21 protein-coding genes are annotated in these 20,272 nt (G+C 31.6%); 19 read left to right on the top strand and 2 right to left on the bottom strand.

Annotated elements, in window-relative coordinates; all coding sequences use genetic code 11:
- The first annotated feature begins 1 nt into the window (after window position 1).
- From ACTT90_RS02230 to ACTT90_RS02180, 11 genes are all read left to right on the top strand, one after another.
- Window positions 2–850, top strand: coding sequence for a carbohydrate ABC transporter permease (locus ACTT90_RS02230; RefSeq protein ID WP_014954021.1), 849 nt, complete (start codon window positions 2–4; stop codon window positions 848–850).
- Window positions 850–1,929, top strand: coding sequence for an ABC transporter ATP-binding protein (locus ACTT90_RS02225; protein WP_440937230.1), 1,080 nt, complete (start codon window positions 850–852; stop codon window positions 1,927–1,929). The genes ACTT90_RS02230 and ACTT90_RS02225 overlap by 1 nt, the downstream gene beginning before the upstream one ends.
- Window positions 1,922–2,995: an ABC transporter ATP-binding protein gene (locus tag ACTT90_RS02220; protein ID WP_440930312.1), complete on the top strand. Its 1,074-nt coding sequence runs from the start codon at window positions 1,922–1,924 to the stop codon at window positions 2,993–2,995. The genes ACTT90_RS02225 and ACTT90_RS02220 overlap by 8 nt, the downstream gene beginning before the upstream one ends.
- Window positions 2,979–3,773, top strand: coding sequence for a DUF4198 domain-containing protein (locus ACTT90_RS02215; RefSeq protein ID WP_440937229.1), 795 nt, complete (start codon window positions 2,979–2,981; stop codon window positions 3,771–3,773). The genes ACTT90_RS02220 and ACTT90_RS02215 overlap by 17 nt, the downstream gene beginning before the upstream one ends.
- Window positions 3,774–3,898: 125 nt before the next feature.
- Window positions 3,899–5,059 carry a TRAP transporter substrate-binding protein gene (locus tag ACTT90_RS02210; protein WP_440937228.1) on the top strand — a complete coding sequence of 387 codons (1,161 nt, stop codon included), beginning with the start codon at window positions 3,899–3,901 and terminating at the stop codon, window positions 5,057–5,059.
- Between the two features lie 92 nt (window positions 5,060–5,151).
- Complete coding sequence (locus ACTT90_RS02205) at window positions 5,152–5,742, top strand: TRAP transporter small permease subunit (RefSeq protein ID WP_440937301.1); 591 nt, start codon at window positions 5,152–5,154, stop codon at window positions 5,740–5,742.
- Window positions 5,732–7,093: a TRAP transporter large permease gene (locus ACTT90_RS02200; RefSeq protein WP_440930545.1), complete on the top strand. Its 1,362-nt coding sequence runs from the start codon at window positions 5,732–5,734 to the stop codon at window positions 7,091–7,093. Before ACTT90_RS02205 ends, ACTT90_RS02200 begins: the two co-directional genes overlap by 11 nt.
- An 11-nt stretch (window positions 7,094–7,104) precedes the next feature.
- A complete protein-coding gene (locus ACTT90_RS02195; protein WP_440937227.1) occupies window positions 7,105–8,433 on the top strand; it encodes an amidase in 1,329 nt (442 codons plus the stop codon).
- A 2-nt stretch (window positions 8,434–8,435) separates the two neighbouring features.
- The gene (locus ACTT90_RS02190; protein ID WP_440937226.1) at window positions 8,436–8,612 is read left to right on the top strand and encodes a hypothetical protein; all 177 of its coding nucleotides are present in this window, start codon (window positions 8,436–8,438) and stop codon (window positions 8,610–8,612) included.
- 11 nt (window positions 8,613–8,623) lie between these two features.
- Complete coding sequence (locus tag ACTT90_RS02185; protein WP_440937225.1) at window positions 8,624–9,529, top strand: DMT family transporter; 906 nt, start codon at window positions 8,624–8,626, stop codon at window positions 9,527–9,529.
- Window positions 9,513–10,331, top strand: coding sequence for an alpha/beta hydrolase (locus tag ACTT90_RS02180; RefSeq protein WP_440937224.1), 819 nt, complete (start codon window positions 9,513–9,515; stop codon window positions 10,329–10,331). The genes ACTT90_RS02185 and ACTT90_RS02180 overlap by 17 nt, the downstream gene beginning before the upstream one ends.
- Before the next feature lies 1 nt (window position 10,332).
- Here the strand turns inward: ACTT90_RS02180 and ftsY are convergent, their stop codons facing one another.
- Both ftsY and dapF read right to left on the bottom strand, forming a co-directional pair.
- Window positions 10,333–11,250, bottom strand: a complete 918-nt coding sequence (gene ftsY / locus ACTT90_RS02175) for a signal recognition particle-docking protein FtsY (protein WP_440937223.1) — start codon at window positions 11,248–11,250, stop codon at window positions 10,333–10,335.
- Window positions 11,250–12,074 carry a diaminopimelate epimerase gene (gene dapF, locus ACTT90_RS02170; protein ID WP_440937222.1) on the bottom strand — a complete coding sequence of 275 codons (825 nt, stop codon included), beginning with the start codon at window positions 12,072–12,074 and terminating at the stop codon, window positions 11,250–11,252. Before dapF ends, ftsY begins: the two co-directional genes overlap by 1 nt.
- Window positions 12,075–12,234: 160 nt before the next feature.
- Between dapF and ffh the strand changes: the two genes are divergently transcribed.
- From ffh to ACTT90_RS02130, 8 genes are read left to right on the top strand one after another with little or no spacing between them, the layout of a single operon-like run.
- A complete protein-coding gene (ffh, locus tag ACTT90_RS02165) occupies window positions 12,235–13,596 on the top strand; it encodes a signal recognition particle protein (RefSeq protein WP_440937221.1) in 1,362 nt (453 codons plus the stop codon).
- Window positions 13,597–13,606: 10 nt separating this feature from the next.
- On the top strand, window positions 13,607–14,089 hold the full coding sequence (gene rpsP, locus ACTT90_RS02160) for a 30S ribosomal protein S16 (RefSeq protein ID WP_440937220.1): 483 nt from the start codon (window positions 13,607–13,609) through the stop codon (window positions 14,087–14,089).
- 14 nt (window positions 14,090–14,103) lie between these two features.
- On the top strand, window positions 14,104–14,793 hold the full coding sequence (trmD, locus tag ACTT90_RS02155; protein WP_440937219.1) for a tRNA (guanosine(37)-N1)-methyltransferase TrmD: 690 nt from the start codon (window positions 14,104–14,106) through the stop codon (window positions 14,791–14,793).
- Between the two features lie 15 nt (window positions 14,794–14,808).
- Complete coding sequence (gene rplS / locus ACTT90_RS02150) at window positions 14,809–15,363, top strand: 50S ribosomal protein L19 (protein ID WP_440930324.1); 555 nt, start codon at window positions 14,809–14,811, stop codon at window positions 15,361–15,363.
- Between the two features lie 10 nt (window positions 15,364–15,373).
- Window positions 15,374–16,777, top strand: a complete 1,404-nt coding sequence (gene leuC / locus ACTT90_RS02145; protein WP_014952609.1) for a 3-isopropylmalate dehydratase large subunit — start codon at window positions 15,374–15,376, stop codon at window positions 16,775–16,777.
- The gene (gene leuD / locus ACTT90_RS02140; RefSeq protein WP_440930326.1) at window positions 16,777–17,382 is read left to right on the top strand and encodes a 3-isopropylmalate dehydratase small subunit; all 606 of its coding nucleotides are present in this window, start codon (window positions 16,777–16,779) and stop codon (window positions 17,380–17,382) included. The genes leuC and leuD overlap by 1 nt, the downstream gene beginning before the upstream one ends.
- Entirely contained in the window at window positions 17,375–18,481 is a 1,107-nt protein-coding gene (gene leuB / locus ACTT90_RS02135; RefSeq protein ID WP_014952611.1) for a 3-isopropylmalate dehydrogenase, read from the top strand. The genes leuD and leuB overlap by 8 nt, the downstream gene beginning before the upstream one ends.
- A 26-nt stretch (window positions 18,482–18,507) precedes the next feature.
- Window positions 18,508–20,271: an acyl-CoA dehydrogenase C-terminal domain-containing protein gene (locus ACTT90_RS02130; protein ID WP_440937218.1), complete on the top strand. Its 1,764-nt coding sequence runs from the start codon at window positions 18,508–18,510 to the stop codon at window positions 20,269–20,271.
- The last annotated feature ends 1 nt before the right edge of the window (window position 20,272 follow it).

Below are 20,272 nucleotides of genomic sequence, written 5' to 3'. Positions count from 1 at the left end.
GATGAATAAACTTTATATATTTTTAAAATATTTCTTTATAGTTTTTTGGACAATATTTGTAGTAGCACCATTTCTTTGGGCATTGACAACATCTTTTAAAGATTTTCAATCTGTCAATGCGGGAGTAACTTATATTCCTTGGGTTGATTTTGAACCAAATTTAGAGGGCTGGAAAGTTTTAATCAAGTCTCCTGCAAAAGGAGGTGTAGACATTGTAGAACCTTATTTTAATAGTCTGTTCGTTACATGTACTGCAAGTTTAATTAGTATTATTCTTGGAACTTTATCGGCATATGCATTGTCAAGATATACATTTAAGGCTGGGTTTGTAAAAAATAATGACATTACGTTTTTCTTTATTTCTCAAAGAATTATGCCTCCTATCGTTTTATCAATTCCATTTTTTTTATTTTTAAGCTCCATAGATTTGCTTGATAGTCTTTCAGGGTTAATAGTCGTTTACATAGTCTTATTAATGCCAATAGCTGTTTGGATTATGGTTGATTTTTTTAATAAGGTTCCAAAAGAAATAGATGAGACAGCATTAATCGATGGATGTAATCCTTATCAAGCATTTTTAAAAGTAGTTCTACCAAATTCAATACCAGGCTTAATAGTTGCTGGTATGTTTTGTATTATATTTGGTTGGATTGATTTTTTCTTTGCATTTATTTTAACATTTACAGAAGTTCAGTTGTTACCAGTTAAAATTGTGGCTTTAAATTCATCTGTAACTCCTTGGTGGAGTTTATCTGCATCAGCTTTAGTATCTGTTGCGCCTTTAATTATTGTTGCATTTATTGTTGAGAGGTATTTATCAAAAGGAAATTTATCTGGAGCAATTAAATAATGGATCTGATTGCTAAAAATTTATCTTATAAACCAACAGATCAGTTTCATTTAAATGATGTATCTTTCAATTTTAAAAATGGAAATCTTTATACAATTTTAGGCAGAACTTTATCTGGAAAAACAACATTACTCAAAACAATAGCTGGTCTACTAACGCCAGATAGTGGAGAAATAGATTTTGATGGAAAAGATTTCCTTAGAACACCTGTATGGGAAAGAAATGTAGCTATGGTTTACCAGCAGTTCATAAATTATCCTCATTTAAATGTTTTTGAAAATGTTGCATTTCCTCTGAAACAAAGAAAAATGGAGACAAATGTAATAAACGAAAAGGTTATAGATGCTCTTAAATCTGTAGGATTATCTGGTTATGAGAATAGAAAAATTCAAGAACTTTCAGGAGGACAACAACAAAGAGTTTCATTAGCTAGATCATTAGTAAAGAATGCAAAAATTTTATTATTAGACGAACCATTAGTAAATTTAGATTACAAATTAAGAGAACAATTAAGAGAAGAATTCAAAAATTTATTTTCAAAGGGATTAGCAGATGAAACTATCCTAATTTATTCTACCACAGATCCAAGAGAAACTATGGAGTTAAATGGAGAGGTGATTGTATTAGATGAAGGAAAAGTTTTGCAAGTAGGCCCTGCAAAAGAAATTTTTGAAAATCCCAATTCTTTAAAAGTGGCTGAAATTTCAAATGACCCACCTATGAATATTATTAATGCTGAAATTTTAGAAAGTGAAGTAAGTTTTGAGGGTATATCAATTAATGCGCCGAAACATTTTAATAATATAAATAATAAAAGTTTTAAAATTGGGCTTAGATCTTCAGATATTATATTAAACGAAAAAGGTTATGAGTTTGAAGTTGAGTTAGCTGAAATAAGTGGTTCGGAAACTCTTCTTCATTTAAAAAAAGGTAACACAAAACTAATCATGTCGATTGAAGAAGTAATGAATTTTAAAATTCATGACAAGGTAAAAATAAATTTTAAAATTGAAAAAGCTTATGCGTTTAACTCTAACGGAGATTTAGCTTCTTCACCATTTAGGAGTAAAAATGGCTAAAATAGATCTAAGTAATATTTCTCACTCTTATAATCCAAACGATCCTAATCCGATTTATGCGTTAAATCCTTTTTCAATGACTTGGGAAGATGGGAATAGATATGCAATTTTAGGACCATCTGGATGTGGTAAAACAACTATGCTCAATATTGTTTCTGGTCTTGTACGTCCATCAGCAGGAAAAATATTATTTGATAACAAAGATGTTACAGATTTAAAAACAGAAGATAGAAATATAGCACAAGTATTTCAGTTCCCAGTTATTTATAGCACGATGACAGTTTTTGAAAATTTGGCATTTCCTTTAAAATGTAGAGATTTTGCAAAATCTAAAATAGATGAAAGAGTAAACTCAGTTGCAGAAACTTTGAATTTAAATTCTTATTTAGATTTACCAGCAAGGAAATTAACTGCTGATCAAAAACAATTGATATCTTTAGGTAGAGGCCTTGTGCGAGAGGATGTTGCTGCAGTTTTGATGGATGAACCTTTAACAGTAATTGATCCTGATTTGAAATTTAGATTAAGAAGAAATTTAAAAGAGATTAATGAACAGTACAAAACAACTTTAGTTTATGTAACTCATGATCAAAATGAGGCTATGACTTTTGCAGATAATATAATTGTAATGAGTGAAGGTGAAGTTGTACAAACAGGTTCTCCTAAAGATCTGTTTGAAAGACCAAACACTACTTTTGTAGGTTATTTTATTGGATCACCCGCAATGAATTTATTCGAGTCTGAGGTTGCATCAGAAACTGAGGTAAAAGTAGGTGATATAAAAATAAAAACAAATACAAATTTATCTAAAGTAAAAAACAAAAATATAAAATTAGGAATTAGATCAGAATTTATCGATTTAGCAGACAAAGAAGGAAATAATACTGTTAAGGCTAAAGTACAAAAGGTTGAAGATTTTGGTAATTTTAAATTACTTACCGCCACAATGAAAAATTTTACAATAAAATCTAAAATTGAAAGAGAAAAACCTATTTCAAATGATGAGGTAAATCTTTATATTCCAGCAGAAAAATGTTGTGTTTATGAAGATGAAAAACTTATTTAGAATTATTATTATCGTCAAAAGTTTTTTATTTTTATCATTTTCTTTAAATACTAATGCTCATGAATTTTGGCTAGAACCAGAAAATTTTAATACAGGCTCTGATAGTTCAATTATTCATATAAAAATTGGTACAGAATTTATAGGAACAGAGTTTGGTTTTAAAAAAAAATTTAAAGACAAATTGTATAAAGAAAACAATAAAGAAGGCAGGATAAATCTTGAACAGAAAGATGGTAGTTTTCCAGCTTTTACTTTTAATATTTCTGAAGAATTTAATATTTTTACTTATGTTAATAATTTTACATTTCTTAAATACCGAAGTTTAAAGGGTTTTGAGAATTTTTTAGAAGAGCAAAATCTAACTTCGATTATCAAAAACTATGACCAAAATAAAATTCCAACTGAACATTATAAAAGATTTGCAAAGACAATTTTAAATTTTGATAATTCAAGTTTTTTTGTTGAAAAGCCTACTTTAGATTTTGAAATAATCCTTTTGAGTAAAGTTGATAAAAACTTACTAAAGTTTGGTGTTTTTCATAATGGTAATTTAGTAAGAAATTGGCCTGTTGAAATATTCAGCAAAAATAACAACGGTGAAATTTTAACTGAACAATTAAAAACAGATAGCAAAGGAAATTTTAATTTAACTATATTTAAAGAGAGAGTTTATTTAATTAATTCAGTTTTAGTTTTTAAAGCAAAAGATAAGTCCGAATTAAATTTATCTTCTGATTGGATTAGTTACTGGGCAAGTTTAACATTTCAAAATAATTAAAATACACCTCAAAGTTGAATAAAGTTGTAATAACATACTATTGTGCACCCATTTTAAATTGATTCTAAATTAGAATTTTGATTAGATGCTCGCTGGTTAATTAACTAAAAATAACAAGGAGAAATATGATTAAAGAAAAAAAATCATTGAAGAATTCAACTTCTTCAAGACGTAAGTTCTTTAAGACTGCTGCTAAAGCTGGTGCTGTAGCTGCAGCAACAGTTGCTATGCCAAACATCGCAACTGCTGGTTCTCACGCTAAAGTATTAAAGATGCAAGCTGCATGGCCATCAGGTGCAAACATCTTTTTTGAAATGGCAGGGGACTACTGTAACATGGTTAAAGAAATGTCAGGTGGATCTTTACAGATCGATCTACAACCAGTTGGTGCAGTTGTAAAAACTTCTGAAATCGGACAAGCTGTAAGTTCAGGTGTAGTGGATATGGGTCACTGGGTGACTGCATACTGGTACGGAAAGAATGCAGCAGCTTCTTTATTCGGAACTGGTCCATCATACGGAATGTCATCTCAAGAAGTAATGGGATGGATGGAGTACGGTGGAGGTAGAAAACTGTACGATGAAACTTTAGCAAAAGTAGGTTTCGATTACATCGGTTTCTTCCATATGCCAATGCCTGCTCAGCCTTTTGGTTGGTTCAAAAAGAACGTAACTAAAGTATCTGATGTAAAAGGTATGAAGTACAGAACAGTTGGTCTTGCAACTAACGTTCTTACAGCAATGGGAATGGTAGTTAGACAATTACCGGGTGGTGAAATCCAACCAGCAATGAAAACTGGTTTGATTGAAGCTGCTGAGTTTAACAACCCAACTTCAGACTCTCAGTTTGGTATGCAAGACGTTTCTAAGCATTATCACTTAGGAAGTTTCCACCAATCACAAGAGATGTTTGAAATACCGGTTAACAAAAAAACATACAACAGTTTATCACCAGCACACCAAGCAATATTGAAAAATGCTGCTTACGCTGCAAACAGTGATAACTACTTTAAAGCTCTTGTAAGATACTCAGCTGACTTAGCTAAGTTAATGAACGAGCACAAAGTAAATGTTTACCAAACATCGGACGAGATCCTAGCTGAGCAATTAAAAGGTTGGGATAAAGTAATTGGTGATTTCAATGCGAAAGATCCATTCTTTAAGAAGATCGTTGATTCTCAAAAAGCTTACGCTAAGAGAGTAATGAAATACTTACTAATGAATCAGCCGAACTACAAACTTGCGTACGAAAATGAGTTTGGTCCAATTGGAAAAGTTAAACTGTAGTTAGTTTAATTTAAAATGATTTAAAGGGGGGGCTTTTGCCCCCCTTTTTTATTTGATTATTAGTTACAATACATTATTAATTGTCCTTTATGATGAGAACCTACATTAAATTTGCTGACCGATTGAGTGTTTCAATGGGTAAAGCTTTTTCTTGGTGTATTGTGATTTTAATGGGTGGAACTTGTTACGAGGTATTTATGGCTTATGCTTTAAATGCACCCACACTATGGAATTTTGATTTCAGTCTTCAAATGTATGGAGCAATATTTATGATGGCTGGAGCTTACACGCTTTGTACAGAAGCGCATGTGAGAGGAGATGTGATTTACAGATTATTTTCACAAAGAACACAAGCATGGATAGATATTGTCTTATACTTTATTTTCTTTTTCCCAGGTGTTCTAGCTCTAGCATTTTATGGTTATGAATACGCTGCTTTAGCTTGGAAAATAAAAGAAACAAGCTGGAATAGCCCAGCACAAATACAAATTTATATGGCAAAATCTTTAATACCTTTGTCAGGTGCTCTTTTATCTATTCAAGGATTAAGCGAGGTATTTAGATGTGTAATCTGTATACAAACAGGTTCTTGGCCAGAAAGAAATGCCCAAGGCGATGCTGAAGAAACAGAAAAAATTTTAATGAGAACTTCTCAAGAAGGAAACAAAGAAGATGTTATTTAGTTTAACAAATCCAGAGATTGCAATCATGATGATGGGACTGTTTTTATTTGCAGTTCTATTGGGCTTTCCTATTGCTTTTACACTAATGGCTATGGGTCTTGGATTTGGATATTACGCTTATTTTGATCCAACTAAAATGGAACATTTATTTGATAATAGGATATTCCAACTTTTTGTTCAAAACACATATACTGTAATGGATAATAACGTTTTAACAGCAGTCCCCTTATTTTTATTTATGGGTTATCTTGTTGAACGTGCAGGCATTGTAGCAAAATTATTTTTTGCAATCAGATTAGCATCACACAGATTACCTGCTTCTATGGCGGTGGCAGCATTAATTACATGTGCTCTGTTTTCAACAGCCACAGGTATTATAGGTGCTGTAGTAACTTTAATGGGATTATTAGCTTGGCCGGCAATGGTTAAAGCTGGTTATGACAAAAAATTTGCATCAGGAATAATTTGTTCAGGTGGATGTCTTGGTATTTTAATTCCACCAAGCATTATGTTAATTGTTTATTCGGTAATTGCTCAATTGTCTCCATTAAGATTATTTGCAGCTGCTATTTTTCCAGGTTTAATGTTAGCTGGGCTTTATATAATATATGCAATCACTAGAGCTTATTTTAATCCTTCGATAGCTCCAAAACCAAAAGCTGAGGAAATACCGCCAACAGCAGTAATTATGAAAGAAGTTTTGGTTTCTTTCTTACCATTGTTTTCATTAATCATATTAGTTTTAGGAACTATCTTAGCAGGTATTGCAACTCCTGCAGAAGCAGCAGCGGTAGGTGCATTTGGTTCATTAGTTCTTTCTTATTTCTATAAAACTTTAAAATGGAAAAATTTCAAAGAGTCTGTATTTTTAACAGCAAAAACAACAGCTATGATTATGTGGCTGTTTATTGGATCTTGGACTTTTGCATCAGTATTTTCTTATTTGGGAGGTCATGAAGTTTTTGAACATTTCTTTAAATCTCTTAACTTACAACCTTGGCAATTCTTAATTATTACTCAGTTGATTATATTTTTATTAGGATGGCCTTTAGAGTGGACAGAAATTTTAATTATCTTTGTGCCTATATTTTTACCACTAGTAGAATTTTTTGGAGTAAATCCATATTTCTTTGCAATGTTAATTGCGTTGAATCTTCAAACTTCATTTTTAACACCACCCATGGCAATGTCAGCATATTACTTAAAGGGTGTGCAAGCAAAAAATGTTGAATTGATGGATATATTTAGAGGAATTATGCCTTTCTTAGCAATTGTTATTTTTGCTATGGTGTTAATGTATATTTTCCCAGGTATTGCTTTATGGTTACCAGAAACTTTATTTGCAAATTAATTCTTAATTAAATGTCAGAGATTATTTCCTTAAGCTTAGAGCAGCTAGCTACCAAAATAAAAGATGCACAATTATCATCAGTTGATGTTTGTAAGGCTTTTATAGAAAGAATTGAAAAATATGAGAAAGATATAAAAGCTTGGGCTCATTTTGACAAAAAAGTTCTATTAGAAAAAGCTGAAGAAGCCGATGAACATAGGAGATCAGGAAAACCTTTAGGATCTCTTCACGGCGTACCTGTTGCAGTAAAAGATATTATTGGAACAATTGATATGCCTACAGAATGTGGAACAGTTATTAGAAAAGGTAAGTCTTATTCTCAAAATGCGGAAATAATTGATATGCTACATTCAGCAGGTGCTTTAGTGATGGGAAAAACTGCAACATCAGAACTTGCTTTTTTAGGACCACCAGCGACAACCAATCCTCATGATAACTCAAGGACACCAGGAGGTTCTTCAAGTGGCTCGGCTGCAGCCGTTGCTTCTTTTATGGCACCAGTTTCAATTGGATCTCAAACAGGTGGTTCAATAATTAGACCAGCCTCTTATTGTGGTGTTGTTGGTTACAAACCAACTTATGGTTTAATTTCACGTAATGGAGTTCTGAGAACTTCCTATAATCTTGATCATATGGGAGTATTTGGAAGATCTGTAGAAGATGTTGCCATGCTTGCAAAGGTACTAATTAAAAAAGATAAATATGATCCTGCAACAATTCATTATTCTGCAGATAATTTTGTAGAGGAGACAAAAAAAGGACCGTTGTTTGAACCAAAATTTATTTTTTATAAAACTGAATATTGGAAATTGATTGATAAAAAATCTAAAGCTGCATTTGAATATTTTATTAAATCATTTCCAAAAAACATTGAGGTGTTTGATACTCCTTCTTATTTTAAAGATATCCATAAATATCATCAAATAATACACGAAACAGACTTAGCAAATAATTTTTCTGTTTATTATAAAAAGTATAAAAAGAAACTTTCAAAATATATGCAAGATGCAATAGCAAATGGAAATAAACATTCTGCTAAAGAATACGCTGAAGCTATAGATTTTATGAAGAGAAGTTATGAGTCTTACCAAGAAGTATTTGAAGATTATCATGGAGTCTTGTCACCATCTAGTCCAGGTGTTGCACCCAAAGGACTTAAGAGTACAGGGACAGCTGAGTTTAATAAAGTTTGGTCTTACATGGGCACGCCATGTATATCTCTTCCTTTACTTGAGGGAGAAAATAACTTACCATTAGGAGTTCAAATAATTGGTGATAAATATGATGATCACCGATTTTTAGGAGTAGCAAACTGGTTAGAAAAGGAGTTTAAAGAATAATTATGAATAAAATAACAACCATAATTGGATTATCTTTTGCAATATTTTTTCTAGTTGGATTAGCAACTACGCTTACTAGATCAATGATGATTGGTTTTTTAGATGTATTGCCAGTCTACATTCTGATGATTGTAGCAATCATTATGATGGTTTACGAAGCCTTTTTTGATAAAAAATAAACCTCTATAAATTGAAAGACAGAAACAAAAATTTATTTGGTTATTCCTTACTTTTGATACAACCTATTTTTATGGCAAGTAATCTTGTTGTTGCAAGAGGTGGGGTTGAATACGTGCCTCCTTTGTCACTCGCGTTTTGGAGATGGGTAGCAGTATTTGTTATATTACTTCCATTTACATTTACAGCTTTAGCTAAAAACATAGAGATAATCAAAAAAGAGTATAAACAGTTATTTTTTTTAGGCGCTATGGGATGTGGTGTGTGTGGTGCATTTCCATTTTTAGCAGGTGAAACTACCACAATAACAAATATGGGGATTATTTATACTTCATCACCAGTTTTTATAATTATAATTTCTTATTTCTTTTTTAATGAAAAAATAAATTTGACAAAATTTGTTGGACTTGTTTCATGTTTAATTGGTGTGTTTGCTATCATCATAAAAGGTGATGTTAGTCTCTTATTAAGTTTGAAATTTACCGTTGGTGATCTTTGGATGTTAGGTGCTGCAATAGGATGGGCACTTTATTCTATATACTTATTTTATTGGAGAACAGATTTAGCGATCTTTCAAAGATTCACTCTTGTAGCTTTTTTTGGTGCTTTGAGTTTAATGCCATTTTATTTAATTGAGCAATTCATTTTTGAGCCTACTTCATTTAATTCTGATTTTTTTGCCTGGGTAATTTTCGCTGCTATATCACCAGGAATTATTGCATTTACTTTGTACACAATGGCTCAAAAAAGATTAGGCGCTTCTATAACTGGATTTACATTATATATTTTTACAGTTTATGGTGCTGTTTATGGATATTTTTTATTTAACGAACAATTTGAATTTTATCATTTGATTGGAACTATATTAGTATTTTTTGGAGTATTTTTAGCAAAAAGAAAAAATGAAAAAAAAAATTAAGGATATTTTCTTGTATTTTTTAATTGCGATACCAACAGTATATATTTTGCTTCTGCTTTTTCTTTATTTTTATCAAAGAAATTTATTATATCACCCTAATGAAAATAACTATTTTGGTGATAATTTAAAAATAGAAGTAGATAGAATTAAAATAAAAACTTCAGATAATTTGGATCTTAATGCTTGGTATTATGAAAAAGACAAAAATAAATTTAAAACTTTATTATTTTTTCATGGAAATGCTGGTTTATTAGAAAACAGAATTTACAAATTGAATGCACTAGATAAGTTGGATTTAAATATTTTAATAATTGCATGGAGAGGTTTTAGTGGAAATGAGGGAAAACCAAATGAAAAGGGTTTATATGAAGATGGCAAAAGTGCAATTGATTGGTTATTAAATAACGGAGTAAAAGAAAAAAATATAATCCTTTATGGAGAGTCATTGGGGACTGGTATTGCAACTCATCTTGCACAAAAAAGAGACTTTGCAGGTGTTATTCTAGAAACACCATTTACCTCTATGATAGATGCAGCAAAAACATTTTATCCATATGTTCCAGTAAACATTTTACTTAAAGATAGATATGAAAATAAAAGTAAAATAGTGAATATAAATTCACCGATACTAATTATGCATGGAGAAATAGACAATATAGTTCCATTTCATATGGGAAAAAAATTATTTGAAATAGCTAACGAACCAAAAACATTTTATTCAACCAAAACAGACAATCATATGATGGAGTATGATGATAAATTAATAAATGAGCTAGATATTTTTATAAAAAGCTTAAATTAATTTATTTAATATTTGTAAATGCTTCAGCAAATTTTTCAGAATCAAATATTTGTAGGTCATCTTCTTTTTCACCTAAGCCTAAAGCAATTATTGGAAGTTTAAACTTTTTGGATACTGCTAGTAGTATCCCACCTTTTGCAGTGCCATCTAACTTTGTCATTACCAAACCTGTAACTGGAATAATTTTATTAAATTCCTCCACTTGATTTATTACATTTTGTCCTGAAGTTGCATCTAGAACAAGGATAACTTCATGCGGAGCATCGCTCTCAACTTTTTTAACTACATTCGCAATTTTTTTGTATTCTTCCATTAAGTTTTTTTTATTTTGCAGTCTTCCTGCGGTATCAATTATTGTTTGATTGAAATTATTATTTTTTGCTTGCTCAACCGCCTTATAAGCAACTGAAGCAGGATCAGATCCCTGAGAAGATTTTACTATTTCAACATTGATTTTTTTTGCCCAATTATCCAATTGTTCTATTGCGGCAGCTCTAAAAGTATCTGATGCTGCTAATATTACCTTATTATCTTTTTCTTTAAAAATTTTGCTTATTTTTCCAATTGTAGTTGTTTTGCCTACACCATTAACACCTGAGATTAAAATTACATTTAAGTGATCTTTTTTTTCAAAAAAGTTTTGTTTTTCCAAAGGTTGCATCAAGTTGATAATGTATTCTTTTAAAATTAAATTGATTTCTGATGTAATTTCTTGACTAGGGTCTATCTTTTTTTTTGAAATAATTTCTTTAATTTCAGATGCTGCAACGGTTCCAACATCAGATGAAATTAAATAATCTTCAACTTGATTAAGAGTTTCATCATTAATTTCTTTTTTTATAACTATTTCTTTAAGTCCAGATGAAAAAGCTTCTGCACTTTTTTTAAAACCACTTTTAAACTTTTCAAATATACCCATTAAATTTTAATATTTATTTCTTTAATATCTGAGACAGGACCTTTCATGTGAATACTTTCTTTTTCATCAATATGAATAGATAGTTTTCCACTTGCAAATTCAATTTCTGTATTGTTTCCAGTTAATTGATTTATTTTACCAGCATAAGCGGTTGCACAAGCTGCTGTACCACAAGCTTTAGTGAGACCTGCTCCTCTTTCCCAAACATTAACTTTTATATGATCTTTATTAATTTTTTGGGCAATAGTAACATTACATTTTTCTGGAAATAGCTCAGAGTTTTCAATTATTGGACCAATCTTTTTAATTTCAAATTTTGAAATATCATCAACAAAAAAAATTACATGTGGATTTCCAACATTAACCGCAGTACCGCCCATGAAATCATTTCCATTTTTATCTGATATTTTTATCCGCAGGTTTTTGCTGTTTATATCTTTTGACAAGGGAATTTCATTCCATTTAAGCTTAGGTATACCTATTTCAGTACTCACAAGTCGATCTCCTAAAATTTTTGAAATTAATTCACCTGAAGATGTTGTTAGAACAATTGTTTCTTTTTTATTTTCTTTATTCAAAAATTCAGCAATACATCTTGTCCCGTTACCACAAGCTCCAGAAATACTTCCATCTGAATTATAGAAAATTAGTGATGCATCGGTGTTTTGATTTTTTTTTAAAATAATAAGTTGATCACAACCAATATATTTGCGATCACAAATTTTAGTTATTTGATCATTAGAAAGTTCAATTTCCTCTGATCTAGCATCTATAATTACAAAATCATTACCTAAACCATCCATTTTGTAAGCTTTAATGTTCATATATCTTATTTAACTTATTTATTGACTTTTTGAACCTCTATTATAGTTTGCAGCAGTTTCCGCAAAAACGTTAAATTTGCGGTGTCTTTGGAAACAAAGAGATCGACACTAGTCAGCGAGGGTTCGCCCACTAGTGCGGTTACTGCTGTGCGTTATAAATATGTTTGAAAACTTAACAAATAAATTTGAAGAAATTTTTTCTTCACTAAAAAAGGCTCCTTCACTTGATGAGAAACAAGTAGATGAAGGATTAAGAAGTATTAGGCAAGCCTTATTAGAGGCTGATGTTTCTTTAGAAGTTGCAAAACAATTTGTAGAAACCGTCAAACCTAAAGCACTGGGTCAAGAAATTATAAGATCCACATCTCCTGGAGATATGGTTGTTAAGATTGTTTATGATGAATTGGTAAGCTTTCTTGGAGACAGCAACCAAGATCTAAATCTAAGTGCAGTTCCACCAGTGCCCATGATGTTAGTCGGTCTACAAGGGTCAGGTAAAACGACAACCACAGCAAAATTAGCAAAATTTATTGAGTTAAATAAGAAGAAAAAAGTAATGATGGTCAGTTTAGATATCTACAGACCAGCCGCTCAAGAACAATTGAAAACTCTTGGAGAACAAAACAATCTATTAACTTTACCAATAATTGAGGGCCAACAACCAGCTGACATTTGCAGAAGAGCTATTAGTGCAGCAAGCCTTAATGGAGCAGAAGTTATTTTATTTGATACTGCTGGAAGAACTCAAATAGATCTTCAAATGATGAGTGAGATAAAACAAATTGAAAGTATCATTAATCCAACTGAAACTATTTTAGTTGCAGATTCACTAACTGGTCAAGTTGCAGCCTCTGTGGCAAAAGAATTTAAGAATACAGTAAACCTTTCTGGAATAATATTGACTAGAGCTGATGGTGATGCAAGAGGTGGTGCTGCCGTTAGTATGAAATTCGTTTCTCAGGTTCCAATAAAGTTTTTAGGTATTGGAGAAAAGATAGATAATTTTGAAGCATTTCATCCTGATCGTATAGCAAATAGAATTTTAGGTATGGGAGATATTGTTTCTCTTGTTGAGAAAGCTGCACAGGACTTAGGTGAAGAAAATATCAAAAAAGCCGAAGAAAATTTAAAAAAAGGCCAATTCTCAATGGAAGATTATTTATCACAATTAAGACAAATGAAAAAAATGGGGGGCATTGAAGGAATAATGTCTTTTATGCCTGGAGTATCCAAAATGAAATCACAAATGGATGCTGCTGGTGTAGATGAGAGTATTATAACAAAGAATGAAGCTATAATTTTGTCTATGACAAAAAAAGAAAGAGAGAATCCAAAAATAATCAATGGTTCTCGAAAAAAAAGAATTGCTAATGGTTCTGGAACTGATCCTGCCACTATCAATAAATTGCTTAAGCAATTTAAAATGATGTCTGAAATGATGAAAAAGATGTCTAAAGGAAATCTGAAAGGAATGTCTGATAAAGGTATTCCACCAGAACTATTTAATCAATTAAAACAATAAAGGAGAATAAATGTTAAAACTTAGATTATCTAGAGGCGGAACTAAAAAAAGACCTGTTTACAAAGTTGTTGTTGCAGACAGTCGTTTCGCAAGAGATGGAAGATTCATTGAAAAAGTAGGATTTTTTAATCCTCTTCTTCCAAAAGAAAAAAAAGAAAGAATTGGTTTAGAGGCTGAAAGAATTAAGTATTGGCTTGGACAAGGTGCTCAACCAACTACTAGAGTTGCAAGAATTTTAGGTGAAAATGAGTTAATGCCTATGCCTGTAAATGGAAACAATCCTCAAAAAGCTGTTCCAAAGAAAGAAAGAAAAAAAGAAGGTGAATCATCAGAAGCTCCTAAAGCAGACGCAGCTCCAGTAGCAGAAGCTCCTAAAGCAGACGCAGCTCCAGCAGCAGAAGCTCCTAAAGCAGACGCAGCTCCAGCAGCAGAAGCTCCGAAAGAAGAAGCTCCTAAAGCAGACGCAGCTCCAGCAGCAGAGGAAAAAAAATAAACAGTTAGTATTTTATGTTGAGAGCTCAAATATTTACTCTTTACCCAGAGTTTTTTCCAGGCCCTTTATCAAAAGGACTTTATGGAAAAGCAATGTCGAAAAAACTTTGGGATCTTAAAGTTGTAAACATTAGAGATTATGCCACTGACAAACATAAAACTGTTGATGATACTCCTTATGGTGGAGGATCTGGAATGTTGATGAAGCCAGATGTTCTTGCAAAATCAATAGATGAAAACGTTGTTAAAGATGAAAGAATATTTTATCTTTCACCTAAAGGTAAATTATTTGATCAAAACTTTGCTAAAGATCTTTCAAAGGAACAATCAATTTCTTTAATATGTGGACATTTTGAAGGTGTAGATGAGAGGATACTTTCAACAAGGAAAATTGAAGAAATAAGTCTTGGAGATTTTGTTTTATCTGGTGGCGAGACAGCAGCGTATGTAGTTTTAGATAGTATTTTAAGATTATTGCCTGGCGTTCTTGGAAATGATCAATCTACTAATGATGAGAGCTTTGAAAATGGGCTTCTCGAGTATCCGCAGTATACAAAACCACCAATTTGGGAGGAAAAATCAGTACCAGATGTCTTATTATCTGGAGATCACGCTAAAATTAAAGACTGGCGTTTATCTCAATCTGAGGCTATAACACGCGTCCGAAGACCAGATTTGTGGGAAAAATATAACAAGAAAAACTAAACCGAGTATTAGAAAATGAAAACGATTGAAGAAATAAATCAAAGCAAAGTTAAACAAATTCTTTCAGAAAAGAAAATCCCAGCTTTTTACCCAGGTGATGTTGTAAAAGTAGGTGTGAGAATAACTGAAGGTAAAAAAGAAAGAATTCAGTATTTCGAAGGTGTTTGTATTGCAAAAAAAAGTAGAGACATTAATTCTTCATTCACTGTAAGAAAAATATCTTTTGGTGAAGGAGTAGAAAGAACATTTCCATTATATGGTCCAGTAATTGATTCAATAAAAGTAATTAGATCAGGTAAAGTAAGAAGAGCAAAACTATATTATCTAAGAGACAGAACTGGTAAATCAGCAAGAATTGCGGAAAAGATAAGAAAGAATATAGGTATAGATGTTGATACAAAACCTGAAACAGTTACTGAAGAAAATGTTGCTACACCGGCAGTAGAGCCAGAAGCTCCTATAAAAGAAGCAACTGAAACTGTAAAGGCAGAAACTCCAGCTAAGTCAGAAGCAAAAGAAGCAAGCCCAGCACCTGAAGCAAAAACAGAAAGCACAGAAGAAAAAAAATAATTTTTTCTAAATGGCCTTAACACTTTACGATAAGATTTGGAAAGATCATCTAGTTGATATTCAAGATGATGGAACTGCTTTATTATTTGTTGATAGACATTTAGTTCATGAAGTTACAAGCCCACAAGCTTTTGAAGGCTTAAGAAATTCAAATAGAAAAGTAAGACATCCAGCTTTAACATTAGCTGTTGCAGATCACAATGTTCCTACAACTGATAGGACAAAAGGAATAGCAGACGAAGATTCAAAAATTCAAGTCGAGACATTAGAAAAAAATTGTAAAGAATTTGGAGTACAACTATTTGGTATGGATGATAAGAGACAAGGTATTGTTCATATAATTGGTCCTGAACAAGGTTTTACTCAACCAGGTACTGTAATTGTTTGTGGAGATAGTCATACAGCAACACACGGTGCATTTGGTGCATTAGCTTTTGGTATTGGAACTTCAGAAGTAGAGCATGTTTTAGCAACACAAACCTTAGTTCAAAAAAAAGCAAAAAATTTTAGAATTAATGTAAATGGAAAATTACCTTTAGGAGTAACTTCTAAAGATGTAATTTTACAAATTATTGGAAAAATAGGTACAGCAGGTGGGACAGGCTGTGTAGTTGAGTATGCGGGTAATTTAATTAGCTCTTTGAGTGTTGAGCAAAGAATGACGATTTGCAATATGACTATCGAAGGTGGTGCCAGAGCTGGCTTAATTGCACCAGACCAAAAAATATTTGATTATTTAAATGGAAAACCAATGTCACCAACTGGAGAGAATTGGAATAAAGCAGTTGAGAACTGGGAAAAATTGAAATCTGATGATGGAGCATCTTTTGATAAAGAAATCAATCTTGATGCAAATGAAATTAAACCAATGATCACATGGGGAACTTCACCACAAGACGTCATTACAATAGACGGAAAAATTCCAAACCCAAGCAACGAAAAAGATGAAGATAAGAAAAACTCGATTGAAAGAGCTTTAAAGTACATGGGATTAAAACCAGATATGTCTGCAACAGATATTAAAATAGATAAAGTTTTTATTGGAAGTTGTACGAATGGGAGGATTGAGGATTTAAGAGAAGCAGCAAAAATTTTAAAAGATAAGAAAAAAGCAAGTCATGTTCATGCAATGGTGGTTCCGGGATCTGGATTGGTAAAAGAGCAAGCAGAACAAGAGGGATTGGATAAAATTTTTATAAACTCAGGATTTGAATGGAGAGAACCTGGTTGTTCAATGTGTTTAGCTATGAATGCAGATAAATTAAAACCTGAAGAAAGATGTGCGTCTACTTCAAATAGAAATTTTGAAGGCAGACAAGGCAGAGGAGGAAGAACACATTTAGTTAGTCCAGGCATGGCAGCTGCTGCTGCGATTTCAGGAAATCTTGAAGATGTTAGAAAGTTTGAAAACTAATGCAAAAATTTAATAAATTAAAAAGCATTCCTGCATATTTACCAATTGTAAATATTGATACAGATATGATTATTCCAAAACAGTTCCTAAAGACAATTAAAAGGACAGGACTTGGTAAAAACTTATTTTTTGAAATGAGATATGATGAAAATGGAGAAAAGATAAATGATTTTATCTTAAATAAAGATCCTCATGATAATTCAAAAATATTAATAGCTGGTAAAAACTTTGGATGTGGTTCTTCTAGAGAGCACGCTCCATGGGCATTATTAGATTTTGGAATTACTTGTGTAATTAGTTCAAGCTTTGCTGATATCTTTTATAATAATTGTTTTAAAAACGGAATTCTTCCAATAATTGTAGAGGAAGAAAAAATTAAAGAATTATCAGAGTATTCAAATAGAAAAGAAGAAATTTCGATTAATCTTGAAGAAGAAAAAATAATTTATGGTAACAGTGAGATCAAATTCGAAATTGACCCGTTTAAAAAGAAATGTCTATTAGAAGGTTTGGATGATATCGCTCTATCTTTAAAAAAATCTGAAAAAATAGAATCTTTTGAAAAAAATTTAAAAAATCAAAAACCTTGGATCTTTAATGATTAAAGTTAAAAAAAGAAAAATTCTTCTGCTTGCTGGAGATGGAATTGGTCCTGAAGTTACTGGAGAAGTAAAAAAAATTATAAATTGGTTTAATTCAAAAAAGTCACTTGATTTTGAAATAGATGAAGATTTAGCAGGAGGTTGTTCTTATGATAAACATGGAACTCCCTTAACTGATGAAGTTTTTTATAAAGCTCAAGAAAGTGCTGTAGTTATGTTAGGAGCTGTGGGTGGACCAAAATGGGATAATGTAGAGTTTTCAAAAAAACCTGAAAGAGCATTATTAAAATTAAGAAAAGAATTGAAGCTATTTGCAAACTTAAGACCAGCAATATGTTTCAAACAATTAGTTGATGCATCAACTTTAAAACCAGAAATAGTTTCAGGCTTAGATATCATGATTGTAAGAGAACTTACAGGTGGGATTTACTTTGGAGAACCAAGAGGAATTAAACCAATAGAAAATGGAGAGAGAAAAGGAATTAATACTCACACTTACACAAGTAGCGAAATTACAAGAGTTGCAAGAATTGCCTTCGATCTAGCAAGGAAGAGATCAAATAAAGTTACATCTTGCGAAAAATCAAATGTGATGGAAGCAGGACAGCTTTGGAAAGAAGAAGTTCAAACTTTACATGATAATGAATATAAAGATGTTGAGCTTAGTCATATGCTTGCAGATAATTGTGCGATGCAATTACTTAGATACCCAAAACAATTTGATGTAATTGTCACTGATAATTTATTTGGTGATATGCTTTCAGATCAAGCATCAATGTTAACAGGTTCTTTAGGATTATTACCATCAGCATCATTAGGTGCAAAAAATAAAGATGGGGAAATGAGAGCTATGTACGAACCAATTCATGGTTCAGCGCCTGATATTGCTGGAAAAGGAATAGCAAACCCAATTGCAACAATACTAAGTTTTGCAATGGCATTAAGATATTCACTAGACCTAGATAAAGAAGCAGATTCACTAGAAAATGCAGTTCAAGAAGTACTAAATGACGGATTGAGAACTAAAGATATTTTATCTGAAGGAACTAAGGAAGTTTCTACTTCTCAAATGGGTGACGCGATAATTTCGAAATTGAATTAATTACTTATTTCACTTAAACTTTCTATATGCCAAGTTATACAGCACCAGTTGAAGATATGATGTTTCTTTATGAAAAATTAAGAAACAATAAAAATTATAATGAACTTGAAAAATATAAAGAAGTTAGTTCAGATTTAGTTAGAGATATTTTGGAAGAGGCAGCAAAAATCAACCAAAATATAATTTTACCACTTGCAAAAGCAGGCGATGAAAATCCAACTGTATTAGAAAATGGAGTAGTTAGAACACCTCCTGGATATAAAGAAGCTTATCAAAAATATATAGAAGATGGTTGGACGTCGCTTTCTTGTGATCCAAAATATGGAGGCCAAGGAATGCCAAAAACGGTGAGCGCCTTTTTTGATGAAATGTTATCTTCAGCAAGTTTATCATTTAAACTCTATAGTGAATTAAGTATTGGAGCTTACAATTGTATAAATCATCATGCATCTGATGAAATGAAAAATAAATATTTACCAAAAATTGTTGAGGGTAAATGGAGTGGGACTATGTGTTTGACAGAACCAGTTTGTGGAACTGATCTTGGTCTTTTAAAAACAAAAGCTGTAGAACAAGATAATGGCACTTATAAAATAAGTGGACAAAAAATTTTTATTACATCAGGAGATCATGACTTAACTGAAAATATAATTCATTTAGTTTTAGCAAGAGTTAGTGATTCACCAGCAGGAACAAAAGGAATAAGTTTATTTTTAGTACCAAAATTTATTGTTAAAGAAGATGGTTCGGTTGGTCAAAGAAATGGAATTTCAACAGGATCTATTGAAAGTAAAATGGGGATTAAAGGCTCTGCTACATGTGTATTAAATTTTGATGAAGCCGAAGGCTATATGATTGGACAGAAGGACAAAGGTTTAAATGCAATGTTTACTATGATGAATTTAGAAAGAATTGTAGTTGGTATCCAAGGATTAGGTATATCCGAGATTGCCTATCAAAATTCGTTAGCATATGCGAAAGAAAGAAAACAAGGAAAAACAAATAATACTAAATCAACAAATGGTGCAGACTTCATTATTGAACATGCTGATATCAGGAGATCTTTATTGAATATGAAATCGATAATCGAGGGAGAGAGAGCCTTATGTTTTTGGTTATCCCAACAAACAGAAGTAAGTTTGTATCACGAAGATAAGAGTATTAAACAAAAAGCCTTAAATTATGTTTCACTTATGACACCAGTTGTAAAATCTTTATTTACCGATTTAGGAATGGAAATAACAAATGATGCAATGCAGATATTTGGTGGATATGGTTATACAAAAGACCAGGGTATCGAGCAACTTTACAGAGACAATAGGATTACTCCAATTTACGAAGGAACAAATTCTGTTCAGGCAGCTGATTTAGTTTTTAGAAAATTAGTAAATAAAAATGGAGATATTATTGATGACTACCTTAAAATGATTGAGGAAGAATGTCCATCATCAGATACAAAAATTAAACCTTTTGTTGAAGATTTAAAAAATTCTCTGGCTGATCTTAAAGAATTTACTTCTTGGATAAAAGATAAAATAAAAAATCAAAAAGATGATGCTAGTGCAGCTTGTAATGATTATTTAAAAGCTTTAGGTTATGTTTCAGTTGCATTCGCATGGATTAAAGTTCTTGAGGTTTCTTTTAGAGACTACGATGAAAATAAGAAATTTCATGAAGAAAAAATTCAAACTGCTGAGTTTTATTTTAATAGAGTTTTACCAAGAGCTGAAAGTCACTTTAAAAGCGTCAAGACTGGAAGTGATTATATAATGAAATTCAACTTTAATTAAT

The organism is Candidatus Pelagibacter sp. (assembly GCF_052049935.1).
Lineage (GTDB): Bacteria > Pseudomonadota > Alphaproteobacteria > Pelagibacterales > Pelagibacteraceae > Pelagibacter.
The sequence above is the reverse complement of the archived record's forward strand: the minus strand, read 5'-3'. Positions and strand labels throughout refer to the sequence as shown.